Annotated in this window: 23 protein-coding genes; 19 read left to right on the forward strand and 4 right to left on the reverse strand. The window is 68.7% G+C overall.

Going from position 1 to position 20726, the window contains the following annotated elements; genetic code table 11:
• Complete coding sequence (locus tag AB1281_RS07835; RefSeq protein ID WP_430345510.1) at positions 1–324, reverse strand: ArsR/SmtB family transcription factor; 324 nt, start codon at positions 322–324, stop codon at positions 1–3.
• Between the two features lie 86 nt (positions 325–410).
• Here AB1281_RS07835 and AB1281_RS07840 point away from each other — a divergent pair, with 86 nt between their 5' ends.
• The 3 genes from AB1281_RS07840 (at position 411) to AB1281_RS07850 (ending at position 2378) form a co-directional block, all read left to right on the forward strand.
• Positions 411–848 (forward strand): YeeE/YedE family protein, encoded by a 438-nt coding sequence (locus tag AB1281_RS07840; RefSeq protein WP_430345511.1) that lies wholly within the window; start codon positions 411–413, stop codon positions 846–848.
• A complete protein-coding gene (locus AB1281_RS07845) occupies positions 845–1258 on the forward strand; it encodes a DUF6691 family protein (protein ID WP_101765363.1) in 414 nt (137 codons plus the stop codon). Before AB1281_RS07840 ends, AB1281_RS07845 begins: the two co-directional genes overlap by 4 nt.
• Positions 1259–1325: 67 nt before the next feature.
• A complete protein-coding gene (locus AB1281_RS07850) occupies positions 1326–2378 on the forward strand; it encodes a linear amide C-N hydrolase (RefSeq protein WP_014036995.1) in 1053 nt (350 codons plus the stop codon).
• On the opposite strand, the gene AB1281_RS07855 is transcribed toward AB1281_RS07850, so the two are convergent.
• A complete protein-coding gene (locus AB1281_RS07855; protein ID WP_430345512.1) occupies positions 2375–3181 on the reverse strand; it encodes a DUF6491 family protein in 807 nt (268 codons plus the stop codon). The two genes, AB1281_RS07850 and AB1281_RS07855, sit on opposite strands and share 4 nt — an antisense overlap.
• A 103-nt stretch (positions 3182–3284) precedes the next feature.
• Here AB1281_RS07855 and AB1281_RS07860 point away from each other — a divergent pair, with 103 nt between their 5' ends.
• Both AB1281_RS07860 and AB1281_RS07865 read left to right on the forward strand, forming a co-directional pair.
• Positions 3285–3983, forward strand: coding sequence for an AraC family transcriptional regulator (locus AB1281_RS07860; protein ID WP_430345513.1), 699 nt, complete (start codon positions 3285–3287; stop codon positions 3981–3983).
• 160 nt (positions 3984–4143) lie between these two features.
• Entirely contained in the window at positions 4144–5094 is a 951-nt protein-coding gene (locus AB1281_RS07865) for a DMT family transporter (RefSeq protein WP_430345514.1), read from the forward strand.
• Between the two features lie 9 nt (positions 5095–5103).
• Here AB1281_RS07865 and AB1281_RS07870 read toward each other — a convergent pair whose 3' ends face one another.
• Entirely contained in the window at positions 5104–5424 is a 321-nt protein-coding gene (locus tag AB1281_RS07870) for a hypothetical protein (protein WP_430345515.1), read from the reverse strand.
• Between the two features lie 27 nt (positions 5425–5451).
• On the opposite strand from AB1281_RS07870, the gene thrA reads away from it, so the two are divergent.
• Genes thrA through thrC form a run of 3 tightly spaced genes read left to right on the forward strand, consistent with a single transcriptional unit; the run spans position 5452 to position 10183 of the window.
• Positions 5452–7956, forward strand: a complete 2505-nt coding sequence (thrA, locus tag AB1281_RS07875; protein ID WP_430345516.1) for a bifunctional aspartate kinase/homoserine dehydrogenase I — start codon at positions 5452–5454, stop codon at positions 7954–7956.
• Complete coding sequence (locus AB1281_RS07880; RefSeq protein ID WP_430345517.1) at positions 7953–8867, forward strand: homoserine kinase; 915 nt, start codon at positions 7953–7955, stop codon at positions 8865–8867. The genes thrA and AB1281_RS07880 overlap by 4 nt, the downstream gene beginning before the upstream one ends.
• A gap of 29 nt (positions 8868–8896) precedes the next feature.
• Positions 8897–10183, forward strand: a complete 1287-nt coding sequence (gene thrC / locus AB1281_RS07885; RefSeq protein ID WP_430345518.1) for a threonine synthase — start codon at positions 8897–8899, stop codon at positions 10181–10183.
• A gap of 101 nt (positions 10184–10284) precedes the next feature.
• On the opposite strand, the gene AB1281_RS07890 is transcribed toward thrC, so the two are convergent.
• Positions 10285–11037 (reverse strand): Crp/Fnr family transcriptional regulator, encoded by a 753-nt coding sequence (locus AB1281_RS07890; RefSeq protein ID WP_010482595.1) that lies wholly within the window; start codon positions 11035–11037, stop codon positions 10285–10287.
• 127 nt (positions 11038–11164) lie between these two features.
• On the opposite strand from AB1281_RS07890, the gene hisS reads away from it, so the two are divergent.
• The 11 genes from hisS (at position 11165) to hisIE (ending at position 20683) form a co-directional block, all read left to right on the forward strand.
• Positions 11165–12562, forward strand: coding sequence for a histidine--tRNA ligase (gene hisS, locus AB1281_RS07895; protein ID WP_049424742.1), 1398 nt, complete (start codon positions 11165–11167; stop codon positions 12560–12562).
• The gene (locus AB1281_RS07900; RefSeq protein ID WP_430345519.1) at positions 12559–12855 is read left to right on the forward strand and encodes a hypothetical protein; all 297 of its coding nucleotides are present in this window, start codon (positions 12559–12561) and stop codon (positions 12853–12855) included. The genes hisS and AB1281_RS07900 overlap by 4 nt, the downstream gene beginning before the upstream one ends.
• Positions 12856–13265: 410 nt before the next feature.
• Positions 13266–13574, forward strand: coding sequence for a YerC/YecD family TrpR-related protein (locus AB1281_RS07905; protein ID WP_088025802.1), 309 nt, complete (start codon positions 13266–13268; stop codon positions 13572–13574).
• A gap of 34 nt (positions 13575–13608) precedes the next feature.
• Complete coding sequence (gene hisG, locus AB1281_RS07910; protein WP_430345520.1) at positions 13609–14520, forward strand: ATP phosphoribosyltransferase; 912 nt, start codon at positions 13609–13611, stop codon at positions 14518–14520.
• Positions 14517–15812, forward strand: a complete 1296-nt coding sequence (hisD, locus tag AB1281_RS07915; protein WP_430345521.1) for a histidinol dehydrogenase — start codon at positions 14517–14519, stop codon at positions 15810–15812. Before hisG ends, hisD begins: the two co-directional genes overlap by 4 nt.
• Positions 15809–16903, forward strand: coding sequence for a histidinol-phosphate transaminase (gene hisC, locus AB1281_RS07920; protein ID WP_430345522.1), 1095 nt, complete (start codon positions 15809–15811; stop codon positions 16901–16903). Before hisD ends, hisC begins: the two co-directional genes overlap by 4 nt.
• Positions 16900–17973: a bifunctional histidinol-phosphatase/imidazoleglycerol-phosphate dehydratase HisB gene (hisB, locus tag AB1281_RS07925; protein WP_430345523.1), complete on the forward strand. Its 1074-nt coding sequence runs from the start codon at positions 16900–16902 to the stop codon at positions 17971–17973. Before hisC ends, hisB begins: the two co-directional genes overlap by 4 nt.
• Complete coding sequence (hisH, locus tag AB1281_RS07930; protein ID WP_024956882.1) at positions 17970–18572, forward strand: imidazole glycerol phosphate synthase subunit HisH; 603 nt, start codon at positions 17970–17972, stop codon at positions 18570–18572. The genes hisB and hisH overlap by 4 nt, the downstream gene beginning before the upstream one ends.
• Positions 18569–19303 (forward strand): 1-(5-phosphoribosyl)-5-[(5-phosphoribosylamino)methylideneamino]imidazole-4-carboxamide isomerase, encoded by a 735-nt coding sequence (gene hisA / locus AB1281_RS07935; protein WP_014037010.1) that lies wholly within the window; start codon positions 18569–18571, stop codon positions 19301–19303. Before hisH ends, hisA begins: the two co-directional genes overlap by 4 nt.
• Positions 19297–20073, forward strand: a complete 777-nt coding sequence (hisF, locus tag AB1281_RS07940) for an imidazole glycerol phosphate synthase subunit HisF (protein ID WP_430345524.1) — start codon at positions 19297–19299, stop codon at positions 20071–20073. The genes hisA and hisF overlap by 7 nt, the downstream gene beginning before the upstream one ends.
• Entirely contained in the window at positions 20063–20683 is a 621-nt protein-coding gene (gene hisIE, locus AB1281_RS07945) for a bifunctional phosphoribosyl-AMP cyclohydrolase/phosphoribosyl-ATP diphosphatase HisIE (RefSeq protein ID WP_075674606.1), read from the forward strand. The genes hisF and hisIE overlap by 11 nt, the downstream gene beginning before the upstream one ends.
• Positions 20684–20726: the final 43 nt, after the last annotated feature.

The raw sequence follows: 20726 nt of genomic DNA on the forward strand, positions 1-20726 counted from the left end.
TCAGCGCGAGGTACCGCCGCCGCAATAGGCGGCATGCAGCGCCTGCAGCACGCCCAATGCGGGCCCTTCCTGCATGCGGTAGTGGATGGCCTGCGCTTCGCGCCGGGTCGCCACGATGTCCAGTTCGCGCAGTACGGCCAGGTGCTGCGACAGCGCGGACGCGCTCAATCCGGTCAGCGCCTGCAGTTCCGGTACCGGCGCTTCGCCTTCGACCAGGCGGCACAGCACGCGCAGGCGGGCAGGATGGGCCAGGCGCTTGAGCAGCGCAGCGGCCTGTGCGGCATGTTCGGCCATCGCGGCGCTGTCGAGCGGGGAGCTGGGCATGGTTGACCTTTTTGTTTAGAAGTGTCTAATTTAGATAAATCTAAACAAAGGGGCAATCCCATGAATGGCGTGAATGAGGGCAGGGCATGAACCTGCCTTGGACTGCGGTGGCTGGCGGGGCGCTGATCGGCGCCGCCGCAGTGCTGTTGCTCGCCACCCTCGGCCGCGTGGCCGGTATCAGCGGGATCGCCGCAGGCAGCCTGCGCGCAGCGAAAGGCGAGCGCGGATGGCGCTGGGCCTTCCTGTCCGGCCTGCTTGCAGCGGCCGGGCTGGTGCTGTGGTGGCAGTCGCTGCCCGACGCGTCGCCGCGGGCACTGCTGCGCGACGCCTTGCCTGCCTGGCAGTTGGTCGGTGCCGGCCTGCTGGTGGGCTTCGGCACCCGCTTGGGCAGTGGCTGTACCAGTGGCCACGGCGTCTGTGGCATGGCGCGCGGCTCGAAGCGCTCGCTGCTGGCGGTGCTGGTGTTCATGGCCTGCGCGATGCTGACCACCTTCCTCATCCGCCACGGCGGAGGCCTGGCATGAGCCGCGCGACAGGCGCCGCGGTGGTGGCGGGTGCGCTGTTTGGTGCGGGGCTGGCGCTTTCGGGGATGACCGACGCGCGCCGTGTACTCGGCTTCCTCGACATCGCGGGTGATTTCGATCCCACCCTGATGTGGGTGCTGGGCTCGGCGCTGCTGGTCAGTGCGGTCGGGCAGCGCTGGGTGCTGCGCCGCGCGCAGCCGTGGTTCGCAGTGCGCTTCCAGCTGCCCAGTGCGCGTGATGTCGATGCTCGCCTGCTGCTGGGTGCCGCACTGTTCGGTATCGGCTGGGGATGGGCGGGCTATTGCCCGGGACCGGCCATCGCCGGGCTGGCAGTCGCATCGCGTGAAGCGCTGTGGTTCGTGCCTGCGATGCTTGCAGGTTTCTGGCTGCACGATCGCGTCGTACGCTGAGGCTTCACCCCTGTGTCACCCTGCGTGCGGTCAGATCCAGGGTTCACGGGGAAAGGAGCACAACGACATGGTTCGGATGAAGTGGACGGGCAGGGCAATGCTGGCGGTCGCACTGGCCGCTGCGGTGGCACCGGCGCTGGCCTGCACGCGCGCGGTGTACCTGGGCGACAACGGCGATGTGATCACCGCGCGTTCGATGGACTGGAAGGTCGATGTGGCGACCAACCTCTATGTGCTGCCGCGTGGCATCGCGCGCACCGGCCAGGCGGGGCCGAAGTCGCTGGCCTGGACGGCGCGCTATGGTTCGGTGGTGGCCACCGGCTACGACGTATCGACCACCGATGGCATGAACGAGAAAGGCCTGGTGGCCAACCTGCTGTGGCTGGTCGAATCGGAGTATCCGCAGCAGCGCGGCAACAAGCCGGGCCTGGCGATCTCGCTGTGGGCCCAGTATGTGCTGGACAATTTCGCGACCGTGGACGAGGCGGTGGCGGCGCTGAAGCGTGAGCCGTACTCGATCGTCACCGACAAGGTACCGGGCGAGGACCGCCAGGCAACGCTGCACCTGTCGCTGTCCGACGCAACCGGCGACAGCGCCATCGTCGAGTACATCGGCGGTCGCCAGGTGATCCACCATGACCGGCGCTACCAGGTGATGACCAACTCGCCGATCTTCGAGCAGCAGCTGGCACTCAACAGCTACTGGCAGCAGATCGGTGGCACGGTGATGCTGCCGGGTACCAACCGCTCGTCCGACCGCTTCGCGCGTGCGTCGTTCTACATCAACGCCATTCCCAAGGCCGAGGATCCGGTGGAAGCGCTGGCCAGCGTGTTCAGCGTGATCCGCAATGCGTCGGTGCCGTACGGCATCACCACGCCGGGCGAGCCGAACATCTCATCGACGCGCTGGCGCACGGTGGCCGACCACAAGCGGCGGTTGTACTTCTTCGAATCGGCGCTGACCCCCAACACCTTCTGGGTCGATCTGAACAAGGTCGATTTCGGCGGGCAGGTGCTCAAGCTCGACCTTGGCAAGGACCAGCGCAATACGTTCGCCGGCGATGCACTGGGCCACTTCGTACCCAGTGCACCGTTCGCCTTCCTCGGCGTCGACGGCTAGCGCGAGGCCTGGTCCGGCGCGTCCTTCGGATAGACCGCCAGCACGCTGCAGCCCGGGCGGGCGAAGCGCGGCGTGCTGGCGCGCATGTCGCCGGGGATCCCGGACGGCGTCTCCACGATGCGATCGCCCGGGTTGCCACAGATCAGGCCGTTCTGGAACCCGGACTGGAATTCCACCGAGGTGGCCCCGGCCAGGATCGAGCAGCTGCCGGCCAGTTCGACACGGTAGTAGCGGTTGCCGCCATTGCGGCGCGGATTGGTCTCCACCACCACGCCCTGGGGATCCTCGTTCCAGCTGCGCACATGGCGGGTGGCGAAGCAGAATGCTGGCGAGGCCTGGAAGGTATGGCGCGGGCTGCTGCCGCCACGGCTGGACTTGCCCGTGGCGGTCACGTTCACCCGCGGCAGGGTGGCCGCGTACAGGCGGCTGCTCTGGCGTGCGGTGCTGGCGAACTCCCGGTTGTCGATGGGGGTGACACTGCCGACGCCGCAGCGGCGGCCATCCACCATCACCTGTTCGCTGGGACGGCCGCAGGCCCAGCCCGAAGGTGCCTCCAGCCGCAGTGCGCTGGCTTCGTTGACGCCCGGGCAGGCTGCGCTGAAATCGATGCGGTAGGCCTGGCCCTTGCCGTCACGGACCGCGATGGCGGTCGGCGTCTCCTGCTCGACCTGGCGTACGTCACGTGCGTCCAGGCAGTGCGGTGCAGGTGCGATGCGCTCGGCGGCCGGTGGCGTGGATGGAGCCTGGGCCAGGGCGGCCAGGGGGAAGACGCTGGCCAGTGCCAGCGGAAGCAATCGGATCATGCTGTTCATCCTGCCATCCCTGCGTCTGGAACCGGCTGGAACATAGCATGGCCGGTGCCGGGGCTGCGTTGCAGGGAAATGTCAGCACGCGCACACTCGTCACATGGGCGCGATCTTCCACCTGCGGCACTACGGCCAGGCTACCGGCCTGGACCGCCACGACTATGCGCAGTGGGTGCTGCCGCTGCAGGGCGAATTGCAGTTCGAGATGGAGGGGCGCGGTGGGCGCCTGGACCTGCTGCAGGGGGCGTTCGTTGCAGCCGGAGAAGCGCATGACCAGATGGCCGACGGTCCCAATGGTTTCGTGATTGTCGATTGCGCGCCCGGTGTGCTCGATGACGATACCCAGCAGCACCTGTGCCGCCAGCGCTGGCTGCATCTGCCACTGGCGCTGCGGCAGCGCCTGGCGCAGGTGCGTGAGGGCCAACCGTTGCCGGCCCTGCTGCCGCAGCTGCTCCAGGTGTTCGCACCGGCGGGCAGTGGTGCGCGCATGCAGGGCCTGTGCGCGGCGGTGCAGGTCGATCCGGGCCAGGCGTGGCCGGTAGTACGCATGGCCGCCTTCGTCGGCGTCAGCGAGAGCCGGTTGCATGCGCTGTTCCAGCGGGAGTTCGGGCTGAGTCCTCAGGCCTGGCTCAGTGCAAGCCGGTTGCGTTGGGCCAAGCACCAGCTGCGTACCAGCGCGGCGCCGATCAGCGATATCGCACTGGCCGCAGGCTATTCCGAGCAGAGTGCACTGACCCGCGCGCTGCGTCGTGAGTGCGGGCAGACGCCGGCCGCCTGGCGCAGGAGCGCCGGACTGTAGCGTCGAGCCAGGCTCGAGTGCTTCTGCACCGACCACCTCGCGAACGGCAGTCGAGCATGGCTCGACTCTACAGAGGCGGGAGGGCAGTAGCCTCGGTCAAGAGCGTCCAGCGGCGAGCGCTTACACTGCGCGGCCTGTTCTCTCCCCCCGAAGAACCCGAATGCGCAACAACCCGATGGCCCTGGGCATCGCCAATGGCGTTGCCGCTGGCGCGCTGTGGGGCGTGGTCTTTCTCGCGCCCGCCGTGCTGCAGTCGTTCAATGCGTTGCAACTGTCGGCCGGTCGCTACCTGGTCTATGGCCTGATTGCCGTCGCTCTGTTGCTGCCGCGCTGGAAGCGGTTGGCACCGCGGCTGGGCCGTGCCGAATGGTTCGGGCTGCTGTGGCTGAGCCTGGCCGGCAACCTGGTGTATTTCCTGCTGCTGGCCACGGCCGTGCAGTGGGCCGGTGGCGCGGCGGCATCGCTGATCGTCGGCCTGATTCCGGTGGTGGTCACCCTGGTCGGCGTGCGCGAGCAGGGCGCGGTGCCGTTGAAGCAGCTGCTGCCGGCGCTGGGCCTGTGCGTGCTCGGCGTGGCGCTGGTGGGCTGGGAAGCCCTGATGTCCGAACACCTCGCAACACCGTGGCGGCAGCGCCTGATCGGCCTGCTCTGTGCATTCGGTGCGCTGTTCTCATGGGCGCTGTACTCGATCGGCAACAGTCGTTGGCTGGCACGCCGGCCGGACCTGTCCAGCCACGACTGGTCGTTGCTGACCGGCGTCACCACCGGCGGCCTGGCCCTGCTGCTGGTACCGATGGCCTTCATCGGCCACAGCGGCGCCCACACGGCGGCACAGTGGGGGGGCTTCTGGGCGATCAGCGCGGGCGTGGCTGTGGTGGCCTCGATCCTCGGCAACGCGTTCTGGAACCGCGCCAGCCGCCTGCTGCCGTTGACCCTGACCGGGCAGATGATCGTGTTCGAAACCCTGTTCGCGCTGCTGTATGCCTTTGCCTGGCAGCAGCGCTGGCCCTCGCTGCTGGAAGCGCTGGCGATCGTGTTCCTGGTGGCCGGCGTGATGCTGTGCGCGCATGCGCATCGCACGCCACGGGCGATCGCCGAACATGCTGGCTGAATGCGGCCGTCAAGCGTACTGATGGCCGCTTGGTCTCAGATGCAACCAAATGTCGGCACGTTGGCCGATGATCGCGGCAACGATTTTTTGCATCGCAGCACTTGACAGCGGCCCGGCGCACGGTGTTTTCTGTGCGTCATGGTTCTTGATGCCGCCCACGCCAGCCTGATCGCCCCCGCCACCGCGGGCCGTTCGACTGCGCCGGTCGCCACCACCACCATTACCACCACCACCGTCACCACTGCCCTGGTGCGGCCCGTCGTCTTCGTGTAACTCCCGAAAACCACGGCCCCGCACCATCCAGGTGGCGGGGAAACTCGACACCTGCATGCGACGGGGCCTCCTACCGAGGTCTGCATGTCTTCCCACGCCCCCGCCCATCCCGTTGCCCCGGCCGATCTGGCTGCACCGTCCACTGTCGTGCACAAGTTCGGCGGCACCTCGGTGGCCGATGCCGAACGCTATCGCCATGTTGCCGGCCTGCTGCTGGCCCGCCCCGAATCGCTGCAGGTCACTGTTGTCTCTGCGATGAAGGGGGTCACCGACGCGTTGATCGAACTGGCGCAGCTGGCGGCCAAGGGCGATGAAGGCTGGCGCGAGGCCTGGCATGCGCTGCGCGCGCGCCATCGCGGCGCCGCCGTGGCGCTGCTGGGCGAACAGGTGGGCGAGACCGTCGAGTGGATCGACGCCCGCTTCGATCAGCTGGCTGAAGTATTGGCGGCGCTGGCGGTGATCGGCGAGCTGCCGCGCGAGGTGCTGGACCGCGTGCAGGGCCTGGGCGAAGTGTTCTCCGCGCAACTGCTCGGTACCCACCTGCGGGCCCTGGGCGAAGACTGTGCGGTGCTCGATGCGCGCGAGGTGCTGGTGGTCGGGCATGGCGAACTGGGCGTCGATGTCGACTGGGAAGCCAGCGCCGACCGCCTCGCCAAGTGGCGGCTGCAGCATCCGCAGCCGCGCCTGGTCGCCACCGGTTTCGTCGCGCGTGATCGCGATGACCGCATCACCACGCTTGGCCGCAACGGCAGCGACTACTCCGGTGCGATCTTCGCCGCGCTGTTCAACGCCGATGAACTGCACATCTGGACCGACGTCGACGGCGTGCTGTCAGCCGACCCGCGGCTGGTGCCCGAAGCCGTGCAGCTCGAATCGCTCAGCTACGACGAGGCCTGCGAACTGGCCTACTTCGGCGCCAAGGTGGTGCACCCGCAGACGATGTCGCCGGCGATCCGCCTCGGCCTGCCGATCTTCATCCGCAATACGTTCCAGCCGGCGCATCCGGGTACGCGCATCAGTGCCGAGCGCTCGCCGCGAGGGCCGGTGAAGGGCCTGACCCTGAGCCCCGGCTTGGCCCTGTTGAACCTGGAAGGCACCGGTCTGATCGGCGTGCCGGGCACTGCAGAGCGCGTATTCGCCGCCCTGCGCCAGGCGCAGGTGTCGGTGGTGATGATTTCGCAGGGTTCGTCGGAGCATTCGATCTGCTGCGTGGTACGCGCCGCCGAAGCTGCGCGCGGCCGCGAGGCGCTGCTGCATGCGTTCGCGCATGAGTTGTCGGTGGGCCAGGTGCAGCGCGTGCAGGTCAGCGAGGGCGTCAGCGTACTGGCGGCGGTGGGTGACGGCATGGCCGGTCAACCGGGTGTGGCGGCGCGCCTGTTCGAGGCACTGGGGCGTGCGCAGGTGAATATCCTGGCGATCGCGCAGGGTTCGTCCGAACGCAACATCTCGGTGGCGGTGGACAGTGCCGATGCCACCCGCGCGCTGCGCGCTGCACATGCTGGGTTCTGGCTGTCGCCGCAGACCTTCGCGGTGGGTGTGATCGGGCCGGGCAACGTCGGTGCCGCGCTGCTGGACCAGCTGCTGGCCGCGCGCCCGCAGCTGCTGGCCAAGGCCAATGTCGACCTGCGCCTGCGCGCACTGGCCTCGCGTTCGCGCATGCGCCTGGATGCGGATGGGCTGCATGCCGACTGGCGCGAAGCCCTTCAGCAAGCGGGTGAGAGCAGCGATCTTGATCGCTTCACCGAACACCTGCTGGCCGCGCGCCTGCCGCATGCGGTGGTGATCGACTGCAGTGGCAGTGCCGAGGTGGCCGAGCGCTATGAGGGTTGGCTGGCAGCCGGCATCCACGTGGTCACCCCGAACAAACAGGCCGGCGCCGGGCCGCTGCCACGCTACCAGCGCATCCGCGCGGCTGCGGCGGCCAGTGGTGCGCGTTTCCGCTACGAGGCCACCGTTGGCGCGGGCCTGCCGGTGATCACCACGCTGCGTGACCTGGTCGACACCGGTGACGAGGTGCTGGCCATCGAAGGCATCTTCTCGGGCACGCTGGCCTGGCTGTTCAACCGCTTCGATGGCAGCCAGCCGTTCTCGCAGCTGGTCGCGCAGGCGCGGTCGATGGGCTACACCGAGCCGGACCCGCGCGATGATCTTTCGGGCGTGGACGTGGCGCGCAAGCTGGTGATCCTGGCCCGCGAAGCCGGCCACGCGCTCAGCCTTGAGCAGGTGGACGTGGAAAGCCTGGTGCCGGCGCTGCTGCGCGAGGGCGGCGTGGATGACTTCATGGCGCGGCTGGGTGAGTCCGACGCCAGCCTGCTGCAACGCCTGCAGGACGCGCGGGCGCGGGGGGCGGTGCTGCGCTATGTGGCACAGCTGGGTGCCGATGGCGCCTCGGTCGGCCTGCAGGAACTGCCGGCCGATCATGCCTTCGCCAACCTGCGGCTGACCGACAACGTGGTGCAGTTCCGCACCCGTCGCTACTGCGACAACCCGTTGGTGGTGCAGGGGCCGGGTGCGGGTCCGGAAGTGACGGCAGCGGGTGTGTTCGCGGACCTGCTGCGGGTCGCCGCCGGTGAAGGGGCGCGGCTGTGATCGCACGTGCGTTCGCGCCCGCTTCGGTGGCCAACGTGGCAGTGGGCTTCGACATTCTCGGCCATGCCATTGCCGGTATCGGCGATACCGTGAGCGTGCGCCGCATCGATGAGCCGGTGGTGCGGATCGATGCGATCCGTGGCAGTGCCGTCGCGCTGCCGCTGGACGCCGCCGGCAACACCGCGGGGGCTGCGCTGATGTCGCTGCGCGAAGGCCTGGGCCTGGATTTCGGTTTCGCGGTCGAGATCGACAAGGGCATTCCGTTCGGTTCCGGCATGGGCGGATCGGCCGCGTCGAGTGTCGCGGCGCTGGTTGCCGCCAACGCGCTGCTGGATGTGCCGCTGTCGCGCGAGGCGCTGTATCCGTTTGCGCTGGACGGTGAGGCGGTGGCCAGTGGCGGCCGCCACGGTGACAACGTCGGCCCGCTGCTGCTGGGTGGCCTGGCGTTGTGTACGGCCGATCGCCTGTTGCCGATCCCGGTGCCTGCCAGCTGGCACAGCCTGCTGGTGCATCCGCAAGCGGTGCTGGAAACGCGCCGTGCCCGCCAGGCCCTGCAGGGCAGCTATGCGCTGGGCGAGTTCGTGGCACAGAGCGCGAACCTCGCGCTGGTGCTCAGTGGCTGCCATCGCAGTGACGCGGCGCTGGTACGCGCGGGCCTGCGCGATGTGCTGGTCGAACCGCGACGGGCCGGATTGATTGCCGGCTTCGAGGCCGCCCGTGATGCGGCGCTGTCGTCCCATGCAATGGGCGCGGGCATCTCAGGTGCCGGACCCAGCGTGTTCGCCTGGTTCGAGGATGCCGACCAGGCGCGTGCCGCTGCGGCGCCGGTGCAGGCAGCGTTCGCTGCGGCCGGCTTCGACAGTGACGCCTGGGTATCGCCGCTGGATGCACCGGGAGCCCGGCTGTGCTGAATCCTTCCCCATTACTGGATACCGAACCCATGCAATTTGTTTCGACCCGCGGCCAGTCTCCAGCCGTTGGCCTCAGCGCGGCAATCGCCGCCGGATTGGCACCCGATGGCGGGCTGTATGTCCCCGAGCGTCTGCCGGCAGCCCGCGAACTGCAGGCTGGGCCGACCCTGGCCGATACCGCCGCCGATCTGCTGGCACCGTTCTTCGCTGATGATGCACTTGAGGCTGCGCTTCCGGCGATCTGCCGCGAAGCGTTCGACTTCCCGGTGCCGCTGCGTGCGCTCGGCGACGGTGACCACGTGCTGGAGCTGTTCCATGGGCCGACCGCAGCGTTCAAGGATATCGGCGCGCGCTTCTTGGCCGGTACGCTGTCGCGGCTGCAGGCCGGCAAGGACCGCGATCTGACGATCGTCGTCGCCACGTCCGGCGATACCGGTGCCGCCGTTGCGGCGGCCTTCCATCGCCAGCCGGGCGTGCGCGTGGTGGTGCTGTATCCGGATGGCCGCGTATCTCCGCGCCAGGCGCACCAGCTCGGTTGTTTCGGCGACAACATCCAGGCCCTGCGTGTGGCGGGCGCATTCGACGACTGCCAGGCGATGGTCAAGCAGGCACTGGCTGACCGCGAACTGCAGGCACAGGTGCCGTTGAGCTCGGCCAACAGCATCAGCCTGGGCCGACTGCTGCCGCAGATGAGTTACTACGCACATGCGGCATTGACCCATTACGCGGTGCATCGCCGCCGGCTCAACCTGGTGGTGCCGACCGGCAACCTGGGCAATGCGATGGCAGCGGTGCTGGCGCGCGCGCTGGGTGTGCCGATCGGTCAGATCGTGCTGGCCACCAATGCCAATGCGGTGCTGCCAGCGTACTTCAGTGGCGGCGACTACCAGCCGCAGGCCAGTGTGGCCACGGTGGCCAATGCAATGGATGTGGGTGCGCCAAGCAACTTCGAACGCCTGCGCTGGCTTTACCACGGAGATGATGCAGAGCTGCGCGCGGCATTCCGCGCGTTCGCGGTGGATGACGTGACCATCCGCGCAACGATTGCGGCAGCGCATGCCAGTAGTGGCGAGCTGTTCTGCCCGCACACGGCGACGGCGGTGAAGGTGTTGCAGGACCTGCGCGCGCGCGGTGCCAAGGGCGACTGGGCGGTGGTGGCCACGGCGCACCCCGCGAAGTTCGAAGCCGTGGTCGAGCCGCTGATCGGCGAAACGGTGGCGGTGCCGCCTGCACTGGATGCGTTGCTGCAGCGGCCGGCGCACGCCGAACCGTTGGCGGCCGATTACACGGCATTGCGTGAGGTACTGCTGCGCTGATCGGAGAGGGACGCGGTTGCCGGCCAGCGGCCGGCACTACCAGGGAAATGCATTCGGGTAGTGCCGGCCGCTGGCCGGCAACCCCACGGACCGCGATGCGGTCAGATCAACCCTTCACCGGCCAGCGTGCGCAGCCCATCCTCGTCGAGGATCTCCACCACGTTCAGGTGGGGCAGGGCGATCAGCCCCTGCTGGCGCAACTTGGTGAAGGTGCGGCTGACCGTTTCCATGGTCAGGCCCAGATGGTCGGCGATATCGCCGCGGCCCATCGGCAGCGATACGCGCAGGCCGTCGCCGCCCAGTTTGGCCTCGCGCGCGGCCAGGCGCAGCAGGAAATCAGCCAGCTTCTCGGCCGGCTGCAGGCGAGCCAGCGCCAGCGCAGCATCCTGTGCGGCATCCAGTTCCTGGCAGGCGCGCTGCAGCAGCTTGCGCTCCAGGTGCGGGAAACGGCTGCGCAGGGCCTTCATCTGTGGCAGCGCGACGCGGCATACGCGGCTGTCGGCGATGGCCTCGATATCGTAGCGGTGGTGGTCGCTGCCGCTCAGGCCCAGGTAGTCGCCGGGCAGCACGAAGCCGTTGATCTGGCGGCGGCCGTCGGCCAGGGTGCGCACCAGGCGCAGTGCGCCGGCAGTCAATGTATAGACATGGTCGCGCTCTTCGCCGGTGCGGGCCAGCGTGCTGCCCATGCTGACCTGCTGCGAGACGGTGACCTGTTCCAGCGCCTGCACTTCATCGGGCGACAGCGCCGAGCACACCGCAAGGTGGCGAACCGAGCAGTGCAGGCAGTCCAGCGTGGTGCAGGACGGCGAGGCGGGATCGTTGGTGGCGGGCGGAGCGCCGGAAGGCCGTGACATGTTGCGGGGGGCGTATCGCGGGCGGGGAGGGCCTTATGATACTTCAAGCGGCCGTTCGACCCTGCCCGAGGCGGGGGCGCTAGAATGTCGCCCCCTCCCACGTCCCGTTCCAGCAGGAGTTCCGCCCGTGATCAAGCCCCGTACCCCGCCCGGCACCCTTGAACTGCTGCCGCGCGAGCAGATTGCGTTCCAGCGCATGCTGGACGTCATCCGCCGCAACTACGAGCGCTTCGGGTTCCTGCCGGTGGAGACGCCGGTGTTCGAGCTGTCCGACGTGCTGCTGACCAAGTCCGGCGGCGAGACCGAGCGCCAGGTGTACTTCGTGCAGTCCACCGGCGCGCTGGCGAACGCGGCCGAATCGGGCGACCGTTCGCTGCCGGAAATGGCGCTGCGCTTCGACCTGACCGTGCCGCTGGCACGCTACGTGGCCGAGCACGAACACGAACTGACCTTCCCGTTCCGCCGTTACCAGATGCAGCGCGTCTACCGTGGCGAGCGCGCCCAGCGCGGCCGTTTCCGCGAGTTCTACCAGTGCGACATCGATGTGATCGGCAAGGACAGCCTGAGCGTGCGGTACGACGCTGAAGTGCTGGCGGTCATCCATGCAGTGTTCTCGGAACTGCGCATCGGTGACTTCAGCATCCAGCTGAACAACCGCAAGCTGATGCGCGGCTTCTTCGAGAGCCTGGGCGTGGCCGAAGGCGAGCGCCAGCTGGCGGTGCTGCGCGAAGTGGACAAGCTGGACAAGCGCGGCGCCGATTATGTGCGCGAGACGCTGGTGGGCGAGGGCTTCAACATCCCGGCAGAACAGGTCGAGAAGATCCTGGCGTTCGTCGCCGTGCGTTCGCAGGGCCATGCCGATGCGCTGGCGCAGCTGGCCACGCTGGAAGCCGACGCCGGTTCTTCGGAGATCCTGCGTACCGGCGTCGCCGAACTGCGCGAAGTGCTGCAGCTGGTGCAGGCGCTGGGCGTGCCGGAAAGCGCGTACTGCCTGAACTTCTCCATCGCGCGCGGCCTGGACTACTACACCGGCACTGTCTACGAGACCACGCTGACCGACCACCCGCAGATCGGGTCGATCTGCTCGGGCGGCCGTTACGAAGACCTGGCCAGCCACTACAGCAAGTCGAAGCTGCCGGGTGTGGGTATCTCCATCGGCCTGTCGCGCCTGTTCTGGCAGCTGCGCGAGGCCGGCCTGATCGACGGCATTGAAGCCAGCAGCGTGCAGGCGCTGGTGGCGCTGATGGACGAGCAGGGCATGCCGCAGTCGCTGGACATCGCGCGCCGCCTGCGCGCCGGTGGCATCAACACCGAAGTGCAGATGGAGCCGAAGAAGATCGGCAAGCAGTTCCAGTACGCGGCCAAGGCCGGCATCCGCTTCGTGGTGCTGGCCGGTGAAGACGAGCTGGCGCGTGGCGTGGTGGCGGTGAAGGACCTGCTGCGCGAGCAGCAGTTCGAAGTGTCGCGCGACGAGCTGGCCAGCACCCTGCTGGTGGAGCTGGAGCAGTCCAAGGCGATGGTGTGAAGCCGGCCGCCGCAGGGGTACTCACCGTGCTCCTGCTGGCGGGCTGCCAGAGTGACCCGGTGCTGCGCAGTGCCCGGATGGGCCCGGCACAGTACCGGCTGCAGGTTGACCGCTGCCACGTGATCGACCGTGCGCAGCTTGAGGCTGACCTGCAGGCCTTGGCTTTGCGGAAGTGCCCGGCGGGCGCAGGGGCGTTGCAGAACATCCAGTCCCTGCCGAGCCGGCAGGGCAGCCTCTTCGGCGAATGCCTGCGGCGCGGGGCGCTGCAGGCCGAGGTGCACTGCCTGCCCTGAGTCGGGCCAGGTTGTTGATTTGAAAGAAGAACGCCCACCCTTTGGTGGGCGTTCTGCGTTTCCGGACGAAGCGCAGTCGAGCATGGCTCGACTCTACAAAAGCCGTTCTCGATCACTTTCCCAGCGAGATCCAGCAGACCGCGGCCAACTGTCGAAGGCGGGGAGGGTCCGGTGGCAGGGGTGTGAGCGGCATGGATGCCGCGACCAAGCCCCCACGGATGGGTTTACGGCGTCCCCTGCCACCGGACCCTCCCCGCCAACGCTCAGGAAATCAGCATTTGCTTTTGCTCTGGCTCTTGGCGGGTGCAGGGCAGCAGCCCTGCCATCCCCTCAATCCTCGATTTGACGCACTGCGCAAGAATGCGCTAATGTACTAACGCGCTATTACATTGATGCATGGATACGACCCCGTGAAAGCCCGCCCCGAGATTGCCGCCAAAGACCCGAAGGCCGACCTGGAAGCCCTGGCCCAAGCCTTTGCCGCCCTACGCGAGCCGGAACAGGTGGAGGCCTTCCTGCGTGACCTGTGCACCCCGGCCGAGCTGGAAGCCATGGCTGACCGCTGGAAGGTGGTGCCTCTGCTGCAGCAGGGCGTGCCGTACCGCGAGATCCACGAGCGCACTGGCGTCAGCGTGACCACCACCGGACGGGTGGCACGCACGCTCGAGCATGGCCATCGAGGCTATGCCGCCGCCATCGACCGCCTTGCTTCGCGCTGATCCGCGCCCCGTTCCGAACTTCGAGACTTCCCCCATGAGTGCAACCCAAGCAGCGCCGGCACGAGACCGGCTGCGTATCGCCATCCAGAAGAGTGGCCGGCTGGCCGAACCCGCCCGCAACCTGCTCAGCGCCTGCGGCCTGAGCTGGCGCGAGAGCCGCGACAAGCTGTTCTGCTACGGCGAATCGCTGCCGGTGGACCTGCTGCTGGTGCGCGACGACGACATCCCCGGCCTGATCGCCGACGGCGTCTGCGACCTCGGCATCGTCGGCCGCAACGAGCTGGACGAACAGGCTGCGGCACGCCGTCAGATCGGCCTGCCTGACGCCTACCAGGCGCTGCGCGGGCTGGGCTTCGGCCAGTGCCGGCTGATGCTGGCGGTGCCCGAGGAATGGCAGTGGCAGGGTCCGGCGCAGCTGGCCAGCACCCGCATCGCGACCAGCTACCCGGCCATCCTCAAGCAGTGGCTGGCCGAGCAGGGCGTGGACGCACAGGTGGTCGAGCTGTCCGGTTCGGTGGAAATCGCTCCGCGCCTGGGCACCGCCGACCTGATCTGCGATCTGGTGTCCAGCGGCGCCACCCTGCGCGCCAATCAGCTGACCCCGGTGCATAACCTGCTCGACAGCGAGGCGGTGCTGGCCGGCGCGGTGCGCGTGCCGGATGACGCACGTGCATCGCTGCGCGCGATGCTGCTGCGCCGCCTCGACGGCGTGGTGCAGCGCCAGGACCGCAAGCTGCTGATGTTCCGTGCCAGCGAGGATCGCGTCGACGCGCTGGCGCAGCTGCTGGCCGATGCCGAGCCGCTGGTGCGGTTGCCTGCCGATGGCGGCGCGCTGCGCCTGCAGACCATGTGCCCTGGGCCGCTGAGCTGGCAGCGCATGGAGGAACTCGAGCGCGCAGGTGCGCAGGGCTTGATGGTACTGAGCGTGGAGCGGTCGCTGGCATGAACCGTCTGATCTGGTCCCGACTTGATGAAGCTGCGCGCAGCGCGGCATTGACCCGCCCGGTGCAGACCGTGGCGCAGCAGACCCGCGATGCCGTGGCGGCCCTGATCGCGCAGGTGCGTGCACAGGGCGACGATGCGCTGCGTGCGATCACCGCGCGCTTCGATGGTGTCGAGCTGGCCTCGTTTGAAGTTTCCGAAGTCGAATTCGCCGCTGCTGAAGCGGCCGTGCCCGCCGAACTGCGCCAGGCGATGGTGGACGCCGCCGAGCGCATCGCGCGCTTCCACGCCGCCGGCATGGGCAAAGGCTATGCAGTTGAAACCGCGCCGGGCGTGGTCTGCGAACGCATGCTGCGTCCGATCGGCCGGGTGGGCCTGTACGTTCCGGCTGGCAGCGCGCCGTTGCCGTCCACCGCATTGATGCTGGGCGTTCCGGCGCAGTTGGCCGGTTGCCCGCAGGTGGTGCTGTGCACGCCGCCGCGCGCCGATGGCAGCGCCGATCCGGCAGTATTGGTGGCCGCGCGCCTGACTGGTGTGCAGCGCGTGTTCAAGCTGGGCGGCGCGCAGGCGATCGCCGCGATGGCCTATGGCACGACCAGCATTCCGGCCTGCGACAAGCTGTTCGGGCCCGGCAACAGCTTCGTCACCGAAGCCAAGCAGCAGGTCGCACAGGACGGCGCCGCCGCCATCGACATGCCGGCAGGTCCCTCCGAAGTACTGGTGATCGCCGATGCCGGCGCCAATCCGGCGTTCGTTGCCGCCGACCTGCTGTCGCAGGCCGAGCACGGTCCGGATTCGCAGGTGCTGCTGTTGACCGACGATGCCGTGATGCTGGCGGCGGTTGAAGCCGAGGTTGAGCGCCAGGTGGCCCTGCTGCCGCGCCAGCAGATCGCGCGCCAGGCGCTGTCGGCGTCGCGCCTGATCCAGGTCGATTCGCTGGCCGAGGCGTTCGCGATCAGCAACCGCTACGCGCCCGAGCACCTGATCCTGGCCCTGCGCGATCCGCGCGCGTGGCTGGACAAGGTGCAGGCAGCCGGCTCGGTGTTCCTCGGCGACTACACGCCCGAGGCACTGGGAGACTACTGCAGCGGCACCAACCACGTACTGCCCACCGCCGGTGCCGCGCGTGCCTACAGCGGTGTCAGCGTGGCCAGCTTCCAGAACCTGATCAGCGTGCAGAGCGCCAGCGCTGCCGGCCTGTCGGCAATCGGCGGCTGCGCACGCATCATCGCCAGCGCCGAAGGCCTGGATGCGCACGAGCGTGCAGTGGCCCTGCGCATGGAGGCGGCGGCATGAACGCGGCTATCGATGAGGTGCTGGCCCTGGTGCGCCCGGACCTGCAGGCCTTCGCCGGCTACAGTTCGGCGCGCAGCGCGGCGGTGCAGGGCGAGGTCTGGCTGAACGCCAACGAGTCGGCCTGGGCCAATCCGGCTGATGTGGCGGGCAACAGCCGGCGCTATCCGGAACCGCAGCCGTTGGCGTTGCGTGCGGGCCTGGCGGCGCTGTACGGCGTGACGCCGCCGCAGCTGCTGATCGGCCGCGGCAGCGACGAAGCCATTGATCTGCTGGTGCGCGCCCTGTGCGTGCCGGGTCGCGATGGTGTGCTGGTCACGCCGCCCGTGTTCGGCATGTACGCGGTCTGCGCACGCCTGCAGGGTGCCGCACTGATTGAGGTGCCCCTGGTGGACAGCGAAGATGGCCTGCGCGCCGATCTGGATGCGGTGATCGATACCGCCAGGACGCGCAATGCCAGGCTGGTGTTCCTGTGCGCACCTTCAAACCCGGCTGGCAGTGACATCGCCCTCGGCGAGATCGAACGCGTGGCGGTTGCGTTGCGCGGGCAAGCGCTGGTGGTGGTGGACGAGGCCTATGTCGAGTACGCGCAGCGCCCGTCGGCGACCACGCTGCTGGCCGCGCACGCCAACCTGGCGGTGCTGCGCACGCTGTCGAAGGCGCACGCGCTCGCGGCCGCCCGCGTTGGCACCCTGATCGCTGCCCCGGAGCTGATTGCCGTGCTGCGTCGCTGCCAGGCGCCGTACCCGGTGCCGACGCCGTGCGCGGACCTGGCCGTGCAGGCACTGCAGCCGGCCACGCTGGCACGCACCGCCGAGCGCGTGGCCACGGTCATCGCCGAGCGCGAACGCCTGTTCGCGGCGCTGCCGGGCCTGCCCGGCGTTCGCCGCGTGTACCGCTCGTCCGGCAACTACCTGCTGGTCCGCTTCGCCGATGCCCAGGCCGCGTTCGATACGCTGCTGGCTGCGGGCGTGGTGGTGCGCGACCAGCGCGCCGCGCCGCAGCTGGGTGATGCGCTGCGCATCAGCATCGGCAGCCCCGAAGAGAATGACCGCGTGCTTGTGGCCCTGTCGGCGCGGAGGGCCGCAGCATGACCCCGATCCTGTTCATCGACCGCGACGGCACCCTCATCGAGGAGCCGTCCGATTTCCAGATCGACGCCTACGAGAAGCTGCGCTTCGTGCCGCAGGTGATCCCGGCGCTGCTGAAGCTGCGTGATGCCGGCTACCAGTTCGTGATCGTCACCAACCAGGATGGCCTCGGCAGTGACAGCTACCCGCGTGCCAGCTTCGATGGCCCCAACGACCTGATGCTGCAGATCTTCGAGAGCCAGGGCATCACCTTCCGTGACGTGCTGATCGACTGCAGCTGGCCGCAGGACAACGCGCCGACCCGCAAGCCGGGCATCGGCCTGATGACCGCCTACCTGCAGGACCGCAGCATCGACTGGGCGCGCTCGGGCATGGTCGGCGACCGCATCACCGACCTGCAGTTCGCCGACAACCTCAACATCCGTGGCTTCCAGCTGCACACCGAACAGTTCGGTGGCGAGTGGGACTGGCCGGGCATCGCCCATGCGCTGGCCGATGCGCCGCGTACTGCCGTCGTCCAGCGCAACACCAAGGAAACGAAGATCCGCGTCGAACTGGACCTGGATCGCGCGGGCGATGCACGCATCTCCACCGGCCTTCCGTTCTTCGACCACATGCTGGAGCAGATCGGCAAGCACGGTGGCTTCGCGCTGGACATCCAGGCCGAGGGCGACCTGCACATCGACGAGCACCACACCATCGAGGACACCGGGCTGGCGCTGGGTCAGGCCCTGCGCGAGGCGCTGGGCGACAAGCGCGGCATCGGCCGCTACGGCTTCACCCTGCCGATGGACGAGACCCTGGCCAGCGCTGCGCTGGACTTCAGCGGCCGCCCCTATTTCGTGTTCGAGGGCGAGTTCAAGCGCGAGCGGGTGGGTGACATGCCGACCGAGCTGGTGCCGCACTTCTTCCGTTCGCTGTGCGATGCCAGCGGTTTGAACCTCAACCTGCAGGTACGGGGCGACAACGATCACCACAAGGTTGAGGCCTGCTTCAAGGCACTGGCGCGCGCACTGCGCCCGGCATTGGCCCGCCAGGGCACGGCACTGCCGAGTACCAAGGGGGCGTTGTGAGCGACGTCGCGCTGATCGATGCCGGTGGTGCCAACCTGGGCTCGGTGCGCTACGCATTGGAGCGCCTGGGCGCGACGGTGCGGCTGGTGCGCGATGCCGACGGTCTGGTCGGTGCGCAGCGGGTGATCCTGCCCGGCGTCGGCGCCGCCGGTCCCGGCATGCAGCGCCTGCACGCGCAGGGCCTGGTGGAGCCGCTGCAACGACTGGAAGTGCCGCTGATGGGCATCTGCCTGGGCATGCAGCTGCTGTTCGAGCGGTCCGAGGAGGCCGGCGTCGAGACACTGGGCTTGATTCCCGGCGTCGTGCGCAAGCTGGTGCCGGCCTGCGGCATCCGCGTGCCGCACATGGGCTGGAACCGCCTGCTCCCGCTGCGCGAATCGCTGCTGCTGCGCGGTGTGCCGGAGCGCGCCAGCGCCTACTTCGTGCACAGCTACGCGGCGCCGCTCAATACCCACACCGTCGCTGCCTGCGACCACGGTGGCCTGTTCACCGCCGTGGTGGAGCAGGGGCGCTACTACGGCGCACAGTTCCATCCCGAGCGCTCCGGCGAGACCGGCTCGCTGATGCTGCGCAACTTCCTCGAGGGCACTGCTGCATGAGTTTCATCGTCTATCCCGCGCTGGATATCCGCGACGGCCGCGTGGTGCGGCTGCGCCAGGGCGACTACGCGCAGGAAACCTCGTATGGCGACGATCCGCTGCCGCGCGCACAGGCCTTCGCCGCGCAGGGCGCGCAATGGATGCATCTGGTCGACCTGGACGCTGCGCGTGCCGGTGGCTATACCCTTGCGCCGCTGCTGGCGTCGATCCGTGCGCAGACGCCGCTGCAGGTGCAGACCGGCGGTGGCGTGCGCGGCCGCGACGACGTGGCGCGCATCCTCGATGCCGGCGCCGGCCGCGTGGTGGTCGGCTCGCTGGCGGTGCGTCGCCCCGACGAAGTGGTCGGCTGGCTGGAAGAGTTCGGCGCCGAGCGCATCACCATCGCGCTGGATGCCCGCCAGGATGCCCAGGGCCAATGGCAGCTGCCGGTGCACGGCTGGACCGAGAATGCCGGCGTGACCCTGGATGACCTGGCCCAGCGTTATGCGCGTGCCGGCATGCGCCACCTCTTGTGCACCGACATCGCCCGCGACGGCATGCTGGCCGGGCCCAACATCAGCCTCTACCAGCACCTGTCGGCGCTGCTGCCGGGCGTGGCGGTGCAGGCCTCCGGTGGCATCCGTGACGTGGCCGATGTGGCCGAGGCGCGTGCTGCCGGCTGCGGCGGTGCCATCCTCGGCAAGGCCCTGCTGGAGCAGCGCATGGACCTGAGCGAGGCGCTGGCATGTTGAGCCGCCGCATCATCCCGTGCCTGGACGTGCGCGATGGCCGCGTGGTCAAGGGCGTGCGCTTCCGCGATCACGTCGATATGGGCGACATCGCGGAGCTGGCGCAGCGCTACCGCGACCAGGGTGCCGACGAGCTGGTGTTCTATGACATCGGCGCCAGCCCTGAGGCACGTTCGGTGGACGTGGCCTGGATCGAGCGCATCGCACGCCTGATCGATATTCCGTTCTGCGTGGCAGGTGGCATCGACAGCGTGGAAACCGCGCGCCGCGTGCTGTTCGCCGGTGCCGACAAGGTGTCGATCAACTCGCCTGCGCTGGGCCGCCCGGAGCTGATCACCGAGCTGGCAGATGAGTTCGGCGTGCAGTGCGTGGTGGTCGGTGTGGACTCGGTACGCGAAGCGGACGGCCAGTGGCGGGTACGCCGTTTCAGTGGCGACCCGGACAAGACCCAGGCGGTACCGCTGCGGACCCTGGACTGGATCGTCGAAGCACAACGGCGTGGCGCTGGCGAGATCGTGCTGAACTGCATGGACAGCGACGGCGTGCGCCGTGGCTACGATGTCGTGCAGCTGCAGCAGGCGCGGGCCCTGTGCCACGTGCCGCTGATCGCCTCGGGCGGTGCCGGTGCAATGGAACACTTCGCCGAGGCCTTCGACCAGGCCGACGTCGACGGCGCGTTGGCGGCCAGCGTGTTCCACAGCGGCGCGATCGCCATTCCGGAATTGAAGCGCTACCTGCGCGGACAGCAGATCGAGGTGCGGGATGTCTATTGAAGTGAGGCCATCGCTGGATGCGCTGCAGGCGCTGGACTGGGGCAAGGGCGACGGCCTGCTGCCGGCCGTGGTGCAGGATGCCGATACCCTGCAGGTGCTGATGCTGGGCTATGTCAGCGCCGAATCGCTGGCCGCCACGCTGGCCATCGGCCACATGACCTTCTTCAGCCGCAGCAAGCAGCGGTTGTGGACCAAGGGCGAGCAGTCCGGCAACGTGCTGGTGGTGCAGTCGATCCGTGTCGACTGCGATGCCGATACGCTGCTGGTGATGGCACGCCCGGCAGGGCCAACCTGCCACACCGGGGCCGAGAGCTGTTTCGACCAGGCGCCGAAGGACTTCCTGGGCGGGCTGGGCCAACTGGTGGCGATGCGCGAGGCGCAGCGCCCGCCGGGCAGCTACACCACCAGCCTGTTCGAGGGCGGCATCCGCCGCATCGCGCAGAAGGTGGGCGAGGAGGGCGTGGAGACCGCATTGGCCGCCGTGGCGCAGGATGATGAGGCGCTGCTCGGCGAGGCTTCGGACCTGCTGTACCACCTGCTGGTGCTGCTGCGCGCGCGCGGGCTGTCGCTGGATGATGCGCGGGCGGTGCTGGAAAAGCGTCATCGTTGAGGAAGGCGTGCGGACCAACGGTCCGCACCCACCTCTGCAATGC

Source organism: Stenotrophomonas sp. NRRL B-14846, from assembly GCF_050473585.1.
GTDB lineage: Bacteria > Pseudomonadota > Gammaproteobacteria > Xanthomonadales > Xanthomonadaceae > Stenotrophomonas.

Bases quoted from the DNA above. Each gene is read 5' to 3' on its own strand.
- AB1281_RS07860 (WP_430345513.1), top strand. From the start codon at position 3,285: ATGGGCGCGATCTTCCACCTGCGGCACTACGGCCAGGCTACCGGCCTG.
- AB1281_RS07870 (WP_430345515.1), bottom strand. From the start codon at position 5,424: ATGCAGGTGTCGAGTTTCCCCGCCACCTGGATGGTGCGGGGCCGTGGT.
- hisG (WP_430345520.1), top strand. From the start codon at position 13,609: ATGAGTGCAACCCAAGCAGCGCCGGCACGAGACCGGCTGCGTATCGCC.
- hisC (WP_430345522.1), top strand. From the start codon at position 15,809: ATGAACGCGGCTATCGATGAGGTGCTGGCCCTGGTGCGCCCGGACCTG.
- AB1281_RS07840 (WP_430345511.1), top strand. From the start codon at position 411: ATGAACCTGCCTTGGACTGCGGTGGCTGGCGGGGCGCTGATCGGCGCC.
- AB1281_RS07890 (WP_010482595.1), bottom strand. From the start codon at position 11,037: ATGTCACGGCCTTCCGGCGCTCCGCCCGCCACCAACGATCCCGCCTCG.
- AB1281_RS07845 (WP_101765363.1), top strand. From the start codon at position 845: ATGAGCCGCGCGACAGGCGCCGCGGTGGTGGCGGGTGCGCTGTTTGGT.
- AB1281_RS07850 (WP_014036995.1), top strand. From the start codon at position 1,326: ATGGTTCGGATGAAGTGGACGGGCAGGGCAATGCTGGCGGTCGCACTG.
- hisD (WP_430345521.1), top strand. From the start codon at position 14,517: ATGAACCGTCTGATCTGGTCCCGACTTGATGAAGCTGCGCGCAGCGCG.
- AB1281_RS07865 (WP_430345514.1), top strand. From the start codon at position 4,144: ATGCGCAACAACCCGATGGCCCTGGGCATCGCCAATGGCGTTGCCGCT.
- hisA (WP_014037010.1), top strand. From the start codon at position 18,569: ATGAGTTTCATCGTCTATCCCGCGCTGGATATCCGCGACGGCCGCGTG.
- hisIE (WP_075674606.1), top strand. From the start codon at position 20,063: ATGTCTATTGAAGTGAGGCCATCGCTGGATGCGCTGCAGGCGCTGGAC.
- AB1281_RS07855 (WP_430345512.1), bottom strand. From the start codon at position 3,181: ATGATCCGATTGCTTCCGCTGGCACTGGCCAGCGTCTTCCCCCTGGCC.
- AB1281_RS07835 (WP_430345510.1), bottom strand. From the start codon at position 324: ATGCCCAGCTCCCCGCTCGACAGCGCCGCGATGGCCGAACATGCCGCA.
- thrA (WP_430345516.1), top strand. From the start codon at position 5,452: ATGTCTTCCCACGCCCCCGCCCATCCCGTTGCCCCGGCCGATCTGGCT.
- hisF (WP_430345524.1), top strand. From the start codon at position 19,297: ATGTTGAGCCGCCGCATCATCCCGTGCCTGGACGTGCGCGATGGCCGC.
- thrC (WP_430345518.1), top strand. From the start codon at position 8,897: ATGCAATTTGTTTCGACCCGCGGCCAGTCTCCAGCCGTTGGCCTCAGC.
- hisB (WP_430345523.1), top strand. From the start codon at position 16,900: ATGACCCCGATCCTGTTCATCGACCGCGACGGCACCCTCATCGAGGAG.